Genomic DNA, 16,479 nt, shown 5'->3' on the forward strand with positions numbered 1-16,479 from the left:
TCGGCTTCGTTCGTCGCAGTCCGTTCGCGAGACACCGCGGAACCGGCTTTGCCGGGCCGCGGGTGTCGCCCCCGGCGAGGGGGTTGGCGCAGCGACACGAAGTGCGCGAAGCCTGGGGGTGAGTTCTAGCCTCGCGATCTTGCCACCGTGCCGATGCGCTCACCGAAAGCACGGGCGGTGTCGAAATCGCCCTTGAGCATTTCGGCCGGGCTCGCGTCCGACGGCGACTGCGTCAGCAGGCCGCCGTAGCCGCCCACGTAGTTCAGCGCGTCGCGCGTCGCCGCCTTGCTGTTGCTCGGCAGGATGCCCATGCTGACCCAGATGCCGCTGTGCTGCATCGCCAGCGTCCACAGGTAGGTCATGGTCGTGACCTTGTCGCCGTTCATGGTGGCGCTGTTGGTGAAGCCGGCGAAGAGCTTGTCCTTCCAGCCCTGCGTGTACCAGACCTTCGACGACGCGTCGGCGAATTTCTTGAACTGCCAGCTCACGCCGCCCATGTAGGTCGGCGAGCCGAAGATGATCGCGTCGGCCGCGGCCAGCAGCTCCCAGCCGCCTTCGGGCAGGTTGCCGTCCGCGTCGATGGCCAGCAGCTGCGCGCCCGCGCCGTCGGCGACGGCCTGGGCCACGCGCTGGGTGTGGCCGTAGCCGGAATGGAAGACGACGACGATGTTTGCCATGGGATGTTTCTCCTGAATGAACGATGGGGAAGGTGCCCCTTCGCGAACACCGAGGAACCGGCTTTGCCGGGCCTCGGGTGTTGCCCCCGGCGAGGGGGCTGGCGAAGCGACACGGAGTGCGCGAAGCCTGGGGGAGAGCTTACTTTTTGTCGATGCTGAAGCGGCCGGGACCGAAGGCAGCCAGGGCGAGCAGGCCGCCGGCGATGGCGATGTTCTTGTTGAAGTTGATCTGCTGCATCATCTTCATCGCATCAGGGGCCGACCAGTACTTGTGGAAGAACAGCGCGGCCGCGACGGTGAAGATCGCCATCACGATCGCCGTCCAGCGGGTCTTGAAGCCCAGCAGCAGCGCGATGCCGAAGCCCAGCTCCACGACGATCGCGATGACCGCGCCAACCTCGGGCAGCGGCAGGCCGACGGAGGTGATGTAGCCGACGGTGCCCCCGAAGCCCAGGAGCTTGCTGATGCCGGCGGGAACGAACAGGTAGGCGATCAGGATGCGCCCGATGAGGGCCAGGGTGTCCTGCGCGGGGTTGGGTGCGGTGTTTGCGGTTGCCATGGTTGAAAACTCCTCGGTTGTTGGATTGGAAAAGAGAGAAAGGTGAAAAAAAGCCGGGCGGCCAGCGCCCGGCAAGGGGGAAAGATCAGGCGGCCAGGTCGAACACCAGCACTTCGGCGTCCTTGCCCGCGCCCAGCGTCACCTGCGATTCGCCTTCGAGCATCGCGGCGTCGCCGCCGGAGAGCTTCTGGCCGTTCACTTCCAGTTCGCCGCGCACCAGGTGCACGTAGCTCTTGCGCTTCGGGTCGAGCGCCAGGCTGGCCTTTTCATCGCCGTCGAACAGGCCGGCGTACAGGCTCGCGTCGGCGTTCACCTTCACCGAGCCTTCGCTGCCGTCTGGCGAGGCCACCAGGCGCAGCTTGCCGCGCTTCTCGGCGTCGCTGAACTTCTTCTGCTCGTAGCCGGGCTCGATGCCGCGCACGTTCGGCAGGATCCAGATCTGCAGGAAGTGCGTGGTCTCGTCGGCCTTGTGGTTGAACTCGCTGTGCATCACGCCGCGGCCCGCGCTCATGCGCTGCACGTCGCCGGGCGGAATGCTCTCCACATTGCCCATGCTGTCCTTGTGCGCCAGCTCGCCCGAGAGCACGTAGCTGATGATCTCCATGTCCTTGTGACCGTGGGTGCCGAAGCCGGCGCCCGCCGCCACGCGGTCTTCGTTGATCACGCGCAGGTTGCCGAAGCCCATGTGGGCCGGGTCGTAGTAGTTGGCGAATGAAAAGCTGTGGAACGAGCGCAGCCAGCCATGGTCGGCATAACCGCGTTCCTGAGATTTACGGACTTGCAACATCGTCTTGCTCCTTCTGCCCTGCCCCGGTGGGGTGTCGGGCCTTTTTCGTATGCCGCGCCGGATGCGCAGCGGATGAGAAGAATTTTGGGCCGCCACCCTCCTCGGAAAGACGCTGCGGTTTGATGGCACCATTCAAATATTTTGATCAATGGAGCCACGATGCCCAGTCCCAGAGACGTGCTGACCCCCGACGCCCTCGCCATGCTCCAGACCGTGGCCAGCACCGGCAGCTTCGCCGCCACGGCGCGCGCGCTGAACCTCGTGCCCAGCGCCTTGAGCTACCGGGTGCGCCAGATCGAGGACGCGCTCGACGTGCTGCTGTTCGACCGCAGCGCCCGCCAGGCCCGGCTGACCGAGGCCGGCGCCGAGCTGCTGCGCGAGGCCGAACGGCTGCTCAACGAGATCGACGCGGTGGCCAACCGCGTCAAGCGCGTGGCCACCGGCTGGGAGCCGATGCTGACCATCGCGGTCGACAGCGTGATCGCGCGCGATCCGCTGCTCGACCTCGCCACCGCCTTCTTCGCGCTGGAGCCGCCCACGCGGCTGAAGCTGCGCGACGAGACGCTGATGGGCACCATCGAGGCCCTGACCTCCGGCGAAGCCGACCTCGCGATCGGCGCGGTGCTCGACGCCGCGAGCCTGGCCTTCACCTCCACCGGCATCCGCAGCCGGCCGATCGGCGAGTTGAGCTTCGTCTACGCGGTGGCGCCGCACCATCCGCTGGCGCGCATCACGCAGCCGCTGAGCGACACGGTGATGCGGCAGCACCGCGCGGTGGCAGCGGCCGACTCGGCCCGTCAGGCACCGGGCCTCACGGTGCATCTGGTGGGCGGGCAGGACGTGCTCACCGTGCCGAGCATGCAGGCCAAGATCGCGGCGCAACTGCACGGGCTGGGCGGCGGCTTCCTGCCCGAGCCGATGGCGCGGCCGTACATCGAGGCCGGGCACCTGGTCGAGCTGCAGACCGAGCGCAAGCCGCCGCGGGGTGAGCTGCACTGCGCATGGCGCGTGCGCAGTGCCGGCAAACCCGGCCGGGCACTCGAATGGTGGCTGGCGCAGTTCGAGCACGAAGGCACGCGGCGCGCGCTGCTCGAACGGCATCGGGGGCGATGAGGCAGCCGTGCTTCATCGACGGGGCCGACGAGTATTGCCGAGGATCGCGCAACGCCGCTAAGGGTGTGCCCTCAGGCGAAGCGGCCGCCGGACCGATGTAGAGTGCAGACACATCCATCCGCATTCCATCCAGAAGAAAAGAGTCGTTCATGAGCACTCGCGCAACTGCAAAGAAACCGGCCAAGGCCGCCGCCGACCGCCACCGAACTCCAGCCGCCCCGTCTTCTTCGCCTCCTCCCTCCTCCTCTTCCCGTTCCTCCTCCCGCCACTACGCCGTCGTCGGCGCCGGCATCGCCGGAGTGGCCTGCGCGCGGACACTGGCGCAGGCCGGCCACAAGGTCACGCTGTTCGAGCGCAACGACGCAGCCGGCGGACGCATGGCCAGCGTGGACACCGCCTTCGGCCGCTTCGACAGCGGCGCTCAATATTTCACCGTGCGCGATCCGCGCTTCGCCCTGGCGCTCGAAAGCGCGCCCGGCACCAGCAAGCGCTGGAGCGCGAACCTCGTGCGCGTGCTCGATGCCCACGGCCGCGTGGCCGAGGCTGCCCTTCCCTCGCTCGAGCCGCACTGGGTGGCCCAGCCCGGCATGGAGTCGCTGGTGACCCGCTGGGCCGCTCCGCTGGGCGACAGCCTCGTCACCGGCACGCAGGTCACGCAGATCGAGCCCGATGCGCTCGACCCGAAGCGCTGGCAGCTGCGCACGACCGGCGCCGACGATTCGCGCCACGTCTATTCGGGCTTCGACGCCGTGCTGCTCGCCGTGCCACCCGCCGGCGCCCGCGCGCTGCTGGGCGACGGCAAGCTCTCGGCCACGCTCTCGCGCAAGATCGAACCCGTGCGCATCGCGCCCTGCTGGACGCTGATGATCGCCTACCCGCAGGCCAACCAGCCCAACATGTCGCACCTCGGCCCGCAGTGGAACGCGGCGCGCAGCACGCACCACCGCGTGGCGTGGCTGGCGCGCGAATCGTCCAAGCCCGGGCGCGAGCCGATCGAGCGCTGGACGCTGCAGGCCAGCGCGACCTGGTCGGAGGAACACCTGCGCGACGCGCCCTCGCGCATCGAGGCCAAGCTGCTGCGCGCCTTCGCCGAGATCACCGGCATCCACGCCACGCCGGCCCACGCCCAGGCCATCTGCTGGAACGAGGCCCAGACCCAGGTGCCCGTGGGCACCACCCACCTCTGGGACGCCAAGGCCCGCATCGGCATCGCGGGCGACTGGTGCACCGGCCATCGCGTGGAAGACGCCTTCCTCTCGGGCCTGTCGCTCGCGCTCGACGTGATCTGACCGGGAGATGAGGGAGACCGGCCGCTTCGCGCCCTCGCCCACCGGCCCGCTGCACGCGGGCTCGCTGGTGGCCGCGCTCGCGAGCTGGCTCGATGTGCGCGCGCGCGGGCCGCAGGCGCGCTGGCTGGTTCGCATCGAGGACGCCGACACCGAGCGCTGCCTGCCCGGCATGGGCGAGCACATCCTCCAGCAGCTGGCCGACTGCGCGCTGCTGCCCGACGAGCCCCCCGTCTGGCAGACCCGGCGCACCGACCGCTACGAGGCCGCACTCGATCGGCTGAAGGCGCGCGGGCTGGCCTACCCCTGCGGCTGCTCGCGCAAGGACATCAACGAGGCGCTCGCGCGGCTCGGCCATCGGCACGAACGCCACGGCGAACGCGTGTACCCCGGCACCTGCCGCGACGGGCTGCACGGCAAGCCCGCGCGCGCATGGCGCTTTGCCACGGAGAAATTCGAGGCCGACCTCCCGCCCACGCCCGGCGTGCCGTGGGAGGAAGACGGCGACGATGCAGCCGCCGGCGGCGAGCTGTGCTTCGTCGACCGCCGCCTGGGCCGCCAGTGCCAGAACGTGAGCCGCGAGGTCGGCGACTTCGTGCTGCGCCGCGCCGACGGCCCCTGGGCCTACCAGCTCGCGGTGGTGGTCGACGACGCCGAACAGGGCGTGACCGACGTGGTGCGCGGCGAGGACCTCACGGACAACACCGCGCGCCAGATCCTGCTGCAGCGCGCGCTTGGCTTTCCCACGCCCAGCTACCTGCACACGCCGCTGGTGCGCGGCGCGGACGGCGACAAGCTGTCGAAACAGAACGGCGCCACCTCCATCGATACCGGCTCCCCGGCAGCCGCGCTGGCCGCGCTCGACGCCGCCGCACGGGCGCTGGGCCTGCAGCCCGCCACGGCCGCCGACTGCCCCTCGGCGCTGGCCGGCTGGGTGCCCCAATGGCGCGATCTCTACAATTCGCGCCCGTGATGAATCTTTCCGAAACCGTGTCCAACGACCTCCCTCCGGGCAATGACGAGGGTGCCGACGAAGGCGCCGACAAGCCCCATCCGCTGCACCGCCGCCTCAAGAGCTTCGTCAAGCGCGGCGGCCGCACCACCGAGGGCCAGGCGCGCGCCTTCTCCGAACTGGGCCCGCTGTACCTGGTGCCCTACAAGCCCGAGCCGATCGACCTGACCGCAGCCTTCGACGGCCGCGCCGGCCCGACCGTGCTGGAGATCGGTTTCGGCATGGGCGAGGCCACCGCGCACATCGCGACGGTGCTGCCCGACACCAATTTCTTCTGCTGCGAAGTGCACGAGCCCGGCGTGGGCGCGCTGCTCAAGCGCATCGGCGAGCAGCAGCTGTCGAACATCCGCATCTGCGCGCACGACGCCGTCGATGTGCTCGACCACATGCTGCAGCCCGGCACGCTGGCCGGCGTGCACGTGTTCTTTCCCGATCCGTGGCACAAGAAGCGCCACAACAAGCGCCGGCTGATCCAGCCCGGCTTCGTGACCAAGCTCGCGCAGCACCTGCGCCCCGGCGGCTACATCCACTGCGCCACCGACTGGCAGCCCTATGCCGAGCAGATGCTCGAGGTGCTGGCTGCCGAGCCGCTGCTGCGCAACACCGCCGAGGGCTACGCGCCCAAGCCCGAATATCGCCCGCTCACCAAGTTCGAGAACCGCGGCATCAAGCTGGGCCACGGGGTGTGGGACCTGGTGTTCGAGCGCAAGGCCTGACCCTCCCCCGCATCTGCCCGCCCCCGCCCCGGCCGGCGGGGCTGCCGGGTTGAGCCTGCCGGTCCGGCATGGCACGATCCCGCGGATGACCAGCAGCAAACCCGACGCCGAGCAACTGCATCTTCGCGAACTGGCCCGGCTGCGCCGCGTTCGTGACCGCATCGACCGCGAATACGCCCAGCCGCTCGACGTCGAGGCCCTCGCCTTCGGCGTGCACATGTCGGCGGGCCACCTCAGCCGCCAGTTCAAGCTCGCGTATGGCGAGTCGCCCTATTCCTACCTGATGACGCGGCGCATCGAGCGCGCGATGGCGCTGCTGCGCCGGGGAGACCTCAGCGTCACCGAGGTCTGCTTCGAGGTCGGCTGCTCGTCGCTGGGCACCTTCAGCACACGCTTCACGGAGCTTGTCGGCATGCCGCCCAGCGCCTACAAGCGCCAGGCCGCGCTGCAGACCGCGGGAATGCCCTCGTGCGTGGAAAAACAGGTCACGCGACCGATCAGGAATCGAGAAGCGCCGGTGGTGGTGCCACATCTAGACTGAGCGCTCCCCGACAACACAACGACCGGACGACACCATGAACCTCAGCATTCACGCCAGTTTTCTTCCGCACAACGACCCCGAAGCCTCCCTCGCCTTCTACCGCGACCTGCTCGGCTTCGAGGTCCGCAACGACGTCGGCTACGGCGGCATGCGCTGGATCACCGTCGGCCCGAAGGGCCAGCCCGCCGTGTCCATCGTGCTCGCGCCGCCGGCCGCCTACCCCGGCATAACCGACGAAGAGCGCCGCACCATCGCCGAGATGATGGCCAAGGGCACCTACGCCGCCATCCTTCTGGCCACGCCCGACCTCGAAGGCACCTTCGCGAAGCTGCAGGCCAGCGACACCGAGATCGTCCAGGAACCCACCGACCAGCCCTACGGCGTTCGCGACTGCGCGGTGCGCGACCCCGCGGGCAGCATGATCCGCATCCAGCAACTGCGCTGAGGCGGAGAACCGATGAGCACGAAGGTAGCAAGGAAGACCACGACAGCGACAAAGACAGCGAAAGCAGCGACGACTGCGCCCTCCGCGCAGCACGCCGCCGACAGCCACGACATGATCCGCGTGCACGGCGCGCGCGAGAACAACCTGAAGGACATCAGCATCGAGATCCCGAAGCGCAGGCTGACGGTGTTCACCGGCGTCTCGGGCTCGGGCAAGAGTTCGCTGGTGTTCGGCACCATCGCGGCCGAGTCGCAGCGGCTCATCAACGAGACCTACAGCGCCTTCGTGCAGGGCTTCATGCCCACGCTGTCGCGGCCGGATGTCGACGTGCTCGACGGCCTGACCACCGCGATCATCGTCGACCAGCAGCGCATGGGCACCGACCCGCGCTCCACGGTGGGCACCGCCACCGACGCCAATGCGATGCTGCGCATCCTGTTCAGCCGCCTGGGCAAGCCGCACATCGGCCCGCCGGGCGCGTTCGCCTTCAACGTGCCTTCGGTCAGCGCGGCCGGCGCCATCACCATCGAGCGCGGCGCGAAGACGAAGACCGTGAAGGAAACCTTCAATCGCATCGGCGGCATGTGCCCGCGCTGCGAGGGCCGGGGCTCCGTCACCGACTTCGACCTGTCGCAGCTCTACGACGACGCCAAGTCGCTCAACGAAGGTGCGCTCAAGATTCCCGGCTACAGCATGGACGGCTGGTACGGCCGCATCTTCCGCGGCTGCGGCTTCTTCGATGCCGACAAGCCGATCCGCAAGTTCACGAAGAACGAACTGCACGACCTGCTCTACAAGGAAGCCACGAAGATCAAGGTCGACGGCATCAACCTCACCTACGCGGGGCTGATCCCGACGATCCAGAAGTCGTTTCTTTCGAAGGACGTGGAGGCGATGCAGCCGCACGTGCGCGCCTTCGTCGACCGCGTGGTGACCTTCTCCACCTGCCCCGAGTGCGACGGCACGCGGCTCAGCGCGGCGGCGCGCTCGTCGAAGGTCAAGGGCATCAGCATCGCCGACGCCTGCTCCATGCAGATCAGCGACCTGGCCGCGTGGGCGCGCGGCCTGAAGGAGCCCTCGGTGGCGCCGCTGCTCGAGGCGCTGGCGGCGACGCTCGATTCCTTCGTGGAGATCGGCCTGGGCTACCTCTCGCTCGACCGGCCCTCGGGCACGCTCTCGGGCGGCGAGGCGCAGCGCACGAAGATGATCCGCCACCTCGGCTCCTCGCTCACCGACGTGACCTACGTGTTCGACGAGCCCACCACCGGACTGCATCCGCACGACATCCAGCGCATGAACGAACTGCTGCTGCGGCTGCGCGACAAGGGCAACACGGTGCTGGTGGTGGAGCACAAGCCGGAGGTCATCGCCATCGCCGACCACGTCGTCGACCTCGGGCCCGGCGCGGGCACGGCGGGCGGCAGCGTGTGCTTCGAAGGCAGCATCGAGGGCCTGCGCGCCAGCGGCACGGTCACCGGCCGGCACCTCGACGACCGGGCCACGCTGAAGAAGAAGGTGCGCAAGCCGACCGGCAAGCTCGAGATACGCGGCGCGACGGCGCACAACCTGCGCAAGGTGAATGTCGACATTCCGCTCGGCGTGCTCGCGGTCGTCACCGGCGTGGCGGGCTCGGGCAAGAGCTCGCTGGTGCACGGATCGATTCCGGCCGGCGCGGGCGTGGTGAGCATCGACCAGGGCGCCATCCGCGGCTCGCGGCGCAGCAACCCGGCAACCTACACCGGGCTGCTCGACCCGATCCGCAACGCCTTCGCGAAGGCCAACGGCGTGAAGCCGGCGCTATTCAGCGCCAACTCCGAAGGCGCCTGTCCCACCTGCAACGGTGCTGGCGTCGTCTACACCGACCTGGCGATGATGGCCGGCGTCGCCACCACCTGCGAGGAATGCGGCGGCAAGCGCTTCCAGGCCTCGGTGCTGGAATACCGCTTCGGCGGGCGCGACATCAGCGAGGTGCTGGCGATGCCGGTGGACGAGGCCGCGGCCTTCTTCGGCGACGGCAAGGCCCGCACGCCGGCCGCGCACGCCATCCTGCAGCGGCTGGCCGACGTGGGGCTGGGCTACCTGCGGCTCGGGCAGCCGCTCACCACGCTCTCGGGCGGTGAGCGCCAGCGGCTCAAGCTGGCCACGCAGATGGCCGAGAAAGGCGACATCTACGTGCTCGACGAGCCGACCGCCGGCCTGCACCTCGCCGACGTAGCGCAGCTGCTGGGCCTGCTCGACCGGCTGGTGGATTCGGGCAAGTCGGTCATCGTGGTCGAGCACCACCAGGCCGTGATGGCGCATGCCGACTGGCTCATCGACCTCGGCCCCGGCGCGGGGCACGACGGCGGCCGGGTCGTCTTCGAGGGCACGCCCTCGGACCTGGTCGCCAAGCGATCCACCCTGACCGGCGAGCATCTCGCCAGTTACGTCAAGGGAGGCTGACCCCACCCGCGCGTTTGCCGCCTTCCACCCTGGCCCCGATATTGCTACACTTTTTTACTAATGTGAAAGAAGGTGTCCAATGAACAGGTCACGCAGGGAATGGTTGGGCAAGGCATGTGGCGCGCTGATGCTGGGAAGCGGCATCGGGGTTACCCACCCCGTCATGGCGCAGGCCACGCGGACGCCGGCGGCGGGCGGAGCGCGCGTCGTGCTCCTCGGGCAATCGGTGCCGCTGACGGGCAGTGCCTCGGAAATCGGCACCGCCTTCGCCGCCGGCAGCCGCCTCGCGGTGAGCAGCTTCAACGAACGCAACGCCGCCAGCGGCCTGCAGCTCAAGCTTCTGCAGCTCGACGACGGCTACGACGCGGCCCGCGCCACCGCCAATGCGCGCACCCTGCTCACCGCCGACAAGGCCGACATGCTCTTCGGCTTCGTCGGCACGGCCAGCAGCGAGGCCGGCGCGAACGTCGCCACGCAGCAGGGCAGCCTGCTGTTCGCGCCCTTCGCGGCTTCCGACACGCTGCGCGGCGCCGAACACCCCAACGTGTTCCATGTGCGCCCCGGCATGATCGACGAGGCCCTGAAGATCGTGAGGCAGTGCGCCACCGTGGGGCAGACGCGCGTGGCGCTGGTGGGCGACGACGACGCCATGGGCCGCGCCGGGCTCGCGGCCGTGGAACAGGCCATCACCGAACTCAGGCTCACGCCGCTGGTCGCGACCGCGCTCGTGCCGGCCAGCGGCGACAAGCTCGACGCGGCACTGAAGGAAGTGCAGAAGCAGTCCCCGCAGGCCATCGTGCTGGTGTCGCTCTCGGGCACCACGGCCAACGCGATCCGCAAGCTGCGCAAGAGCGGCTACGCGGGCAGCTTCATGGCCTTCTCCATCGTCGGCATCGACCCGCTGTACGCCACGCTCGGCAAGGACATCGGCGGCATCGTGATCTCGCAGGTGGTGCCCTCGCCCCGGCCCTCGGCGATTCCGATCGTCAAGGAGTACCTCGCAGCCGTCGACAACTCCGACCAGACCGCGTCGTACGAGGGCCTCGAAGGCTTCATCGCTGCAAAAGCGGCCGGAGAGGCCGTACGCCGCGCGGGCAAGGGCTTCAACACGGCGAGCCTGCAGCGCGTGATGTCCGGCATGACCGACTACGACGTGGGCGGCTTCCGCATCAACCTGCGCCCGGGCCTGCGCGACAGCGTGCGCAACATCGACCTGATCAGCATCTCCGCCGACGGCCGCGTGCTGCGGTAGTCCGCTTTCGCATCCGCTTCGCGCGGATCGTCAGGCCGGCGTATCGCGCAGCAGTTCGGTGAAGCGCTTCTGCACGTAGCTCGCCGTCGCTCCTGGCTGACGCCCCTGCAGCCACAGCATGCGCACCGACAGCCTCGGCAGCGCCAGCGAGGGGCAAGGCACCTCCTGCAGCGCCTGCCTGAAGCCCTCGTAGTGCGCGATATTGACGGGCAGCACAGCCCAACCGAGCTTGTCGGCCACCATCTCGGCCGTGCTGTAGAAGCTGTCGGAGCGCCAGACCCTGGGGCTGTAGGCCACCTCGTGCACGTCGTCGGCATGCATCAGCAGCTGCCGGTGGCGGGCCAGGTCCTTGCGCCGCACCACGCGCCCGTCGGCCAGCGGATGGCCGTTGGCGACGAACACGCCCTGCGGCACGGTGCCGATGTGCCGCTGGTCGAAGCTCGCGCGCACCGGTCCCCTGTCGAAATGAAAAGCGACGCTGGCGCGCTCCTGCTCGACGTAGTCGGCCACCTCGGTGGCCGTGCCATTGAGCAGCGTGAGTTCGAGGCTGGGAAATTTCACCGAGATCTCGCGCATCAGCGTGGCGATGGCGGTGTACGGCAGCGCCTCGTCGAGCGCCAGAGACAGCGCGGCCTCGTTGCCCGCGTTGAGCGAGCGTGCGCGCTGGTCGAGCTGCTCGGCCTGGCGCAGCAGCTCGCGCGCTTCGAGCAGCAGCACCTGCCCGGCTTCCGACAGCTGCGCGTTCCTGCGCGAGCGGTCGAAGAGCGCGACGCCGAGGTCCACCTCGAGCAGCCCGATGGCTGTGCTCACGGCCGACTGCGCCTTGCCGAGGTGACGTGCGGCAGCCGAGAACGAGCCGCACTCGGCGGTCGTCACGAACTGGCGCAACTGGTCGACGGTCCATTCCATGCGGTGCTCCTGAACTCGATGCATAACCCCATCCATCTGATTTTCAGATGGATTTCATCTTTATCCATCCATTTTAATGGTGCAACATGGCGCCCATGCTGAAAGATCCCCGTCAAACAAAGGCGCCGCTGCGAATCGAGTGGTGCAGCGATCCCGCCAGGGAGCGGGCCATCGTCGAGTTGTTCATGAAGCAACTGAGCCCCCGCTACATCTCCCACTCCGAGCTGCAGGAGCAGCGCGCCGTCGCGATCGGCGAGTGGCGCCCCGACCTGGTCGAGGTGCTGGGCGCGCAGGTGCGCCACGCGCTCGCGCAGCCCGTTGCCGCATCGAGCTCGCTGATCGCGACCGCGCACGATGAAGACAGCGGCGCACTGGCCGCCGTCGCGTTCGTTTCCATCGACGAGGCCCGACTGGCCTCGCGCCCCTTCGCCACGCTCGACGACCTCGTCGTCGACGCATCCCGCCAGGGCAGCGGCGTGGGCCGGCTGATGTTCGACTGGATCTGCGCCGAGCTGAAGCCGCGCGGCATCCGCCGCCTCTTTCTCGAAAGCGGCATCGGCAACGAAGGCGCCCACCGCTTCTTCGCGGCACGCGGCTGCACGCCGGTGTCGATCACGATGCTCAAGGAGCTGGAGGCCTGAGCCATGACGCACACCACGAACAACACGAGAAAGTGGATCACGCTGCTGATCGTCTCGACGGCGCTGCTGCTGATCGTGATCGACATGACCGTGCTCTACACCGCGCTGCCCAGGCTCACGCACGATCTCGGCGCGTCGGCCTCGGCCAAGCTCTGGATCATCAACGCCTACACCGTCGTCGTCTCAGGCTTCCTGCTGGGCATGGGCGCGCTGGGCGACCGCGTGGGCTACAAGCGCATGTTCATCGCGGGGCTGGCCGTGTTCGGCGCGGCCTCGCTGTGCGCGGCCTATGCGCCGGACGCGGGCGCGCTCATCGCCGCGCGCGCCTTCCTGGGTCTGGGCGCCTCGATGATGATGCCGGCCACGCTGGCGATCATCCGCCTTGCCTTCACCGACGACCGCGAGCGCGCGCTGGCCATCGGCGTGTGGGCCGCGGTGGCCTTCGGCGGCGCGGCGCTCGGCCCGGTGGTGGGCGGCGTCCTGCTCGAGTACTTCTGGTGGGGCTCCGTCTTCCTCATCAACGTGCCGGTGGTGCTGGTGTCGCTGGTGCTGGGCCTGTGGCTGCTCCCGGGCCAGCGCGCCACCAGCCGCAGGCCGTGGGACTTCGTCGGATCGGTGCAGGTGTTCGCCGCGCTGGTCTGTCTGGTGCTGACGATCAAGGAATTCGCGAAGCCCGAGCCATCGCTCGCGATGGCCGTGGCGAGCGGCACGCTGTCGATCGTCGCCATGCTTCTCTTCGTGCGGCGCCAGCGCCGCAGCACGTCACCGCTGATCGACTTCAGCCTGTTCCGCAATCCGCACTTCTCCAGCGGCGTGATCGCCGCCACCGTAGCCTCGGCTGCGCTGGTGGGTGTGGAGCTGGTGTTCAGCCAGCGGCTGCAGCTGGTGACCGGCCTCACGCCGCTCGAGGCGGGCCTGGCCATCCTGCCGATTCCGCTGGCCGCCTTCGTGGCCGGGCCAATCGCGGGCCTGCTGCTGGCGCGCATCGGCTCGCGCCGCATCATCGTGCTGGGCCTGGCCGCCACTGCCGTGGCGCTCTTCGGGCTTGCGCTGACCGTCGAGGCATCGGGCTTCGCGCGGGTGGCCGTGCTGGCGCTGCTGGGCATGAGCGTCGGAGCGACCATGACGGCCGCCTCCAACGCCGTCATGAACAACGCGCCGGAAGACCGCGCGGGCATGGCCGCGTCGGTCGAGGAGGTGTCGTACGAACTGGGCAGCGTGCTCGGCGTGGCGCTGCTGGGCAGCGTGCTCTCTTCGAGCTACACGGCCGCGCTGGTCATTCCGCGGACGCTGGCCGTGCCCGCCTCGGCCAGCGACGGCATCGACGCCGCGCTGCTGGCCGCGGAGAGCCTGCCGGCGCATGCGGCGACGCAGCTCGTGTCGCTCGCGCACGCTGCGTTCGACAAGGGCTTCTTCGCGGTGATCGCCGCGGCGGTGCTGATGGTGATCGCGGCCGCGGGCTCGGTCGCTGTAATCGGGTGGCAAGCCGGCGCGCGACGGCAGCGCACGCGCACTGGAGAGTGCGCGTCCTGAACTGCTCGCGGCGCAATCAGCCGGCGCTCGCCGCCTCGTCGATCAGCGCCGCCACCTCGACGGGCTTCGACGCCAGCGAGGCATGGCTGGCCGCCAGCGTGATGACCTTCTTCGCGCCCAGCCGCGCCGACATGCGCTCCTGGTTGGCCGGCGCGATCATGCGGTCGTCGCTGGAGATCTGGTACCACGACGGCTTCTTCTTCCACGCCGGCGCGGTGATCGCATCGCCGAAGGTGCTGGCGAGCGGCGCCTTCTGCGTCACGCCCATCACGAGGCCTTCGTCGGGCGTGAGGTCCTGGCAGAAGCTCTCGTGGAACTTCTCCGGCTTGACCCACAGGTAGCCGTCGCTGTCGGGCGCCAGGTTGGGCACGGCCACCGGCGGGTGCTCCTGCGTGATGCCGCCGGGGCTTTCGCCCGCATCGGGCGCGAAGGCCGCGATGTAGACCAGCCCCGTCACGTTGGGCAGGTCGCCCGCCTGCGTGATGACCGCGCCGCCGTACGAGTGGCCGACCAGCAGCACCGGGCCGTCGACCTGCGCCACCATCTTGCGCAGCCGCTGCGCATCGTCCGCGAGCGAGGTCAGCGGCAGTTCCACCGCGCGGATTCCCGTGTGCCCCTTGCGCGAAAGCTCCACGATGACCTTGGCCCAGTGGGCCGCGCCGCCCCAGAAACCGTGGACCAGAACGACTGTCGGTTTGTTGCTCATGATTGGTTGCCTTCCTGTGATGTCTACCGTGCATGGCCGCACCGGCGTCCGCTCTTGATGGCTCCGGCCGGTGCGGGACTCGTCGGCCGGCGGCCGACGCGCACTTATACGCCGCGCAGCTTGTCGGCATGTGAACAACCACGCCCGTCGCCCAAGCGCGGGGAAGACGGGCTGCCTTAACGCTGGCCTAACAGTTGCATAAAAGTTCTATAAACCACGCCTCATAGATTGCCCGCTCCTTCCCCGAAGCGAAGAAACCGATGAACGACATCGACGCAAGAAAAGCTTGCGCCGCACGCGCGGCGCCGCCTCCCGCCAGGCAAGTACGCCGAAAGCATGCTCCCGCACCCGGCCTCGCAACCGGCCTCACGCTTGGCCTGGCGCTCCTGCTCGGAGGCTGCACGCTCGGGCCGGACTACAGCCGGCCGGCCATCGACATTCCCGCGTCATTCAAGGAAGACGACGGCATCACCTGGCAGCGCACGCAGGCCGACCCGCAGGCAGTGCTGCCGGGCACCTGGTGGAGCGCCTACGGCGACGAAGTGCTGGGCTCGCTCATCGAGCGCGCGCTGCAGGCCAACCAGAACATCGCGGCGGCCGAGGCTTCCTACCGCGCCGCGCGCGCCACGGTGGCGGCGAGCGAAGCCAGCCTCTATCCGGTGCTCTCGCTCGGTGCCTCGGCGAGCCGCAGCCGCAACCTCGCGAGTACCGGCGGCTCGTCGGGCAGCGGCACGCAGTCGAGCCTGCTGTCCACGCAGGTCAGCGCCAGCGCCACGGCCAGCTGGGAGCCCGACCTGTGGGGCGAGGTGCGGCGCCAGGTCGAGGCGAGCCGGGGCAGCGCGCAGGCCTCGGGCGCGCAGCTGGCCGGGCAGCGGCTGTCCATCGCCGCCACGCTGGCTAACAGCTACTTCGCGCTGCGCCAGCTCGACATCGACATCGCGCTGCTGGGCGAGCAGGAGCGCATCCACGCCCGCGTGCTCGATATGACCCGCGCGAGCTTCCAGCATGGGCTGGTGGCTGCCGACCAGGTGCTGGTGGCTCAGGACAACCTGGAGTCGTCCATCGCCGCCCTGGCCGCCTCGCGCGCCGCGCGCGCCCAGTACGAGCACTCGATCGCGGTGCTGACCGGCGTGCCTCCGGCGGCCTTCGCGCTCGCCCCGCAGCCGGAGTACCGCTTCGCGCTGCCGCCGGTGCCGCTGGCCCTGCCCTCGCAGCTGCTGCTCCGCCGTCCCGACGTGGTGGCGGCGGAGCGCAACGCCGCCGCCGCCAATGCGCGCATCGGCGTCGCGCAGGCGGCCTTCTTCCCATCGCTCACGCTGTCGGCGCAGGCCGGCTACCGCAACAACAGCCTGTCGCAGCTCTTCACCGCGCCGCACCGTTTCTGGACGGTGGGCCCCGCGCTGGCGGGCACGCTGTTCGACGGCGGTGCGCGCAGCGCCGCGCTGGAAAGCGCGCGCGCCGGATACGACCAGAGCGCGGCCAACTACCGGCAGGCCGTGCTGAGCGCATTCCAGAGCGTGGAGGACAGCCTCGCGTCCTACCAGCAGCTGCAGGGCCAGGCCCGAGCCTTCGGCGCCATCCTGCAGCGCAACCAGCAGCTCTTCGCCAGCGCGCGCGCACAGCGCAGCGCCGGCAGCACCAGCGAACTCGAGCTGCTGACCCAGCAGCTCGCGCTTCTCACCGCCGAGCAGAACCTGCGCGACACGCAGGGCCTGCTCACCCAGAGCAGCGTCACGCTGATCCGGAACCTCGGCGGCGGCTGGCAATGGGACGAAGCCCAGGGCACCCCTGCCTCCGCGCCATCTTCCGCCACGGCCTCCTCATCCACACCCGCGACACCGCACACGACGCCCTAGCCGC

16 protein-coding genes are annotated in these 16,479 nt (G+C 69.4%); 11 read left to right on the forward strand and 5 right to left on the reverse strand.

The genetic code is table 11. From position 1 onward, the window contains the following. Nucleotides 1-125: 125 nt before the first annotated feature. The 3 genes from ABL840_RS23790 to ABL840_RS23800 all read right to left on the reverse strand — a co-directional run bounded on the left by ABL840_RS23790 (nucleotide 126) and on the right by ABL840_RS23800 (nucleotide 2,023). Nucleotides 126-677: a flavodoxin family protein gene (locus ABL840_RS23790; protein ID WP_093202842.1), complete on the reverse strand. Its 552-nt coding sequence runs from the start codon at nucleotides 675-677 to the stop codon at nucleotides 126-128. Nucleotides 678-816: 139 nt separating this feature from the next. Then, entirely contained in the window at nucleotides 817-1,236 is a 420-nt protein-coding gene (locus tag ABL840_RS23795; protein WP_093306142.1) for a DoxX family protein, read from the reverse strand. 85 nt (nucleotides 1,237-1,321) lie between these two features. Then, entirely contained in the window at nucleotides 1,322-2,023 is a 702-nt protein-coding gene (locus tag ABL840_RS23800; protein WP_093202847.1) for a pirin family protein, read from the reverse strand. A 159-nt stretch (nucleotides 2,024-2,182) separates the two neighbouring features. Between ABL840_RS23800 and ABL840_RS23805 the strand changes: the two genes are divergently transcribed. The 8 genes from ABL840_RS23805 to ABL840_RS23840 all read left to right on the forward strand — a co-directional run bounded on the left by ABL840_RS23805 (nucleotide 2,183) and on the right by ABL840_RS23840 (nucleotide 10,830). Then, the gene (locus ABL840_RS23805; RefSeq protein ID WP_093202849.1) at nucleotides 2,183-3,136 is read left to right on the forward strand and encodes a LysR family transcriptional regulator; all 954 of its coding nucleotides are present in this window, start codon (nucleotides 2,183-2,185) and stop codon (nucleotides 3,134-3,136) included. 149 nt (nucleotides 3,137-3,285) lie between these two features. Further along, nucleotides 3,286-4,425, forward strand: coding sequence for an NAD(P)/FAD-dependent oxidoreductase (locus tag ABL840_RS23810; protein WP_093202852.1), 1,140 nt, complete (start codon nucleotides 3,286-3,288; stop codon nucleotides 4,423-4,425). Between the two features lie 7 nt (nucleotides 4,426-4,432). Then, a complete protein-coding gene (gene gluQRS / locus ABL840_RS23815; protein WP_093306140.1) occupies nucleotides 4,433-5,395 on the forward strand; it encodes a tRNA glutamyl-Q(34) synthetase GluQRS in 963 nt (320 codons plus the stop codon). Next, nucleotides 5,395-6,150: a tRNA (guanosine(46)-N7)-methyltransferase TrmB gene (gene trmB / locus ABL840_RS23820; RefSeq protein ID WP_093306138.1), complete on the forward strand. Its 756-nt coding sequence runs from the start codon at nucleotides 5,395-5,397 to the stop codon at nucleotides 6,148-6,150. Before gluQRS ends, trmB begins: the two co-directional genes overlap by 1 nt. 85 nt (nucleotides 6,151-6,235) lie before the next feature. Next, a complete protein-coding gene (locus ABL840_RS23825) occupies nucleotides 6,236-6,691 on the forward strand; it encodes a helix-turn-helix transcriptional regulator (RefSeq protein ID WP_093306136.1) in 456 nt (151 codons plus the stop codon). A 34-nt stretch (nucleotides 6,692-6,725) separates the two neighbouring features. Beyond that, nucleotides 6,726-7,136, forward strand: coding sequence for a VOC family protein (locus ABL840_RS23830; RefSeq protein ID WP_093306134.1), 411 nt, complete (start codon nucleotides 6,726-6,728; stop codon nucleotides 7,134-7,136). A 12-nt stretch (nucleotides 7,137-7,148) separates the two neighbouring features. Then, complete coding sequence (locus ABL840_RS23835) at nucleotides 7,149-9,578, forward strand: ATP-binding cassette domain-containing protein (RefSeq protein ID WP_093306132.1); 2,430 nt, start codon at nucleotides 7,149-7,151, stop codon at nucleotides 9,576-9,578. A gap of 79 nt (nucleotides 9,579-9,657) precedes the next feature. Continuing rightward, nucleotides 9,658-10,830, forward strand: a complete 1,173-nt coding sequence (locus ABL840_RS23840) for an ABC transporter substrate-binding protein (protein ID WP_093202867.1) — start codon at nucleotides 9,658-9,660, stop codon at nucleotides 10,828-10,830. A gap of 30 nt (nucleotides 10,831-10,860) precedes the next feature. On the opposite strand, the gene ABL840_RS23845 is transcribed toward ABL840_RS23840, so the two are convergent. Then, nucleotides 10,861-11,739: a LysR family transcriptional regulator gene (locus ABL840_RS23845; protein ID WP_093306130.1), complete on the reverse strand. Its 879-nt coding sequence runs from the start codon at nucleotides 11,737-11,739 to the stop codon at nucleotides 10,861-10,863. 185 nt (nucleotides 11,740-11,924) lie between these two features. Here ABL840_RS23845 and ABL840_RS23850 point away from each other — a divergent pair, with 185 nt between their 5' ends. Then, nucleotides 11,925-12,380 (forward strand): GNAT family N-acetyltransferase, encoded by a 456-nt coding sequence (locus ABL840_RS23850; RefSeq protein ID WP_143042993.1) that lies wholly within the window; start codon nucleotides 11,925-11,927, stop codon nucleotides 12,378-12,380. A 3-nt stretch (nucleotides 12,381-12,383) separates the two neighbouring features. After that, a complete protein-coding gene (locus ABL840_RS23855) occupies nucleotides 12,384-13,913 on the forward strand; it encodes an MFS transporter (protein WP_093306127.1) in 1,530 nt (509 codons plus the stop codon). A gap of 16 nt (nucleotides 13,914-13,929) precedes the next feature. Here the strand turns inward: ABL840_RS23855 and ABL840_RS23860 are convergent, their stop codons facing one another. After that, entirely contained in the window at nucleotides 13,930-14,619 is a 690-nt protein-coding gene (locus tag ABL840_RS23860; protein WP_093202877.1) for an alpha/beta hydrolase, read from the reverse strand. 260 nt (nucleotides 14,620-14,879) lie between these two features. On the opposite strand from ABL840_RS23860, the gene ABL840_RS23865 reads away from it, so the two are divergent. Then, entirely contained in the window at nucleotides 14,880-16,475 is a 1,596-nt protein-coding gene (locus ABL840_RS23865) for an efflux transporter outer membrane subunit (RefSeq protein ID WP_103893599.1), read from the forward strand. Nucleotides 16,476-16,479 lie beyond the last annotated feature (4 nt).

This window comes from Variovorax sp. NFACC27, from assembly GCF_048301545.1.
Taxonomy (GTDB): Bacteria; Pseudomonadota; Gammaproteobacteria; order Burkholderiales; family Burkholderiaceae_C; genus Variovorax; species Variovorax gossypii.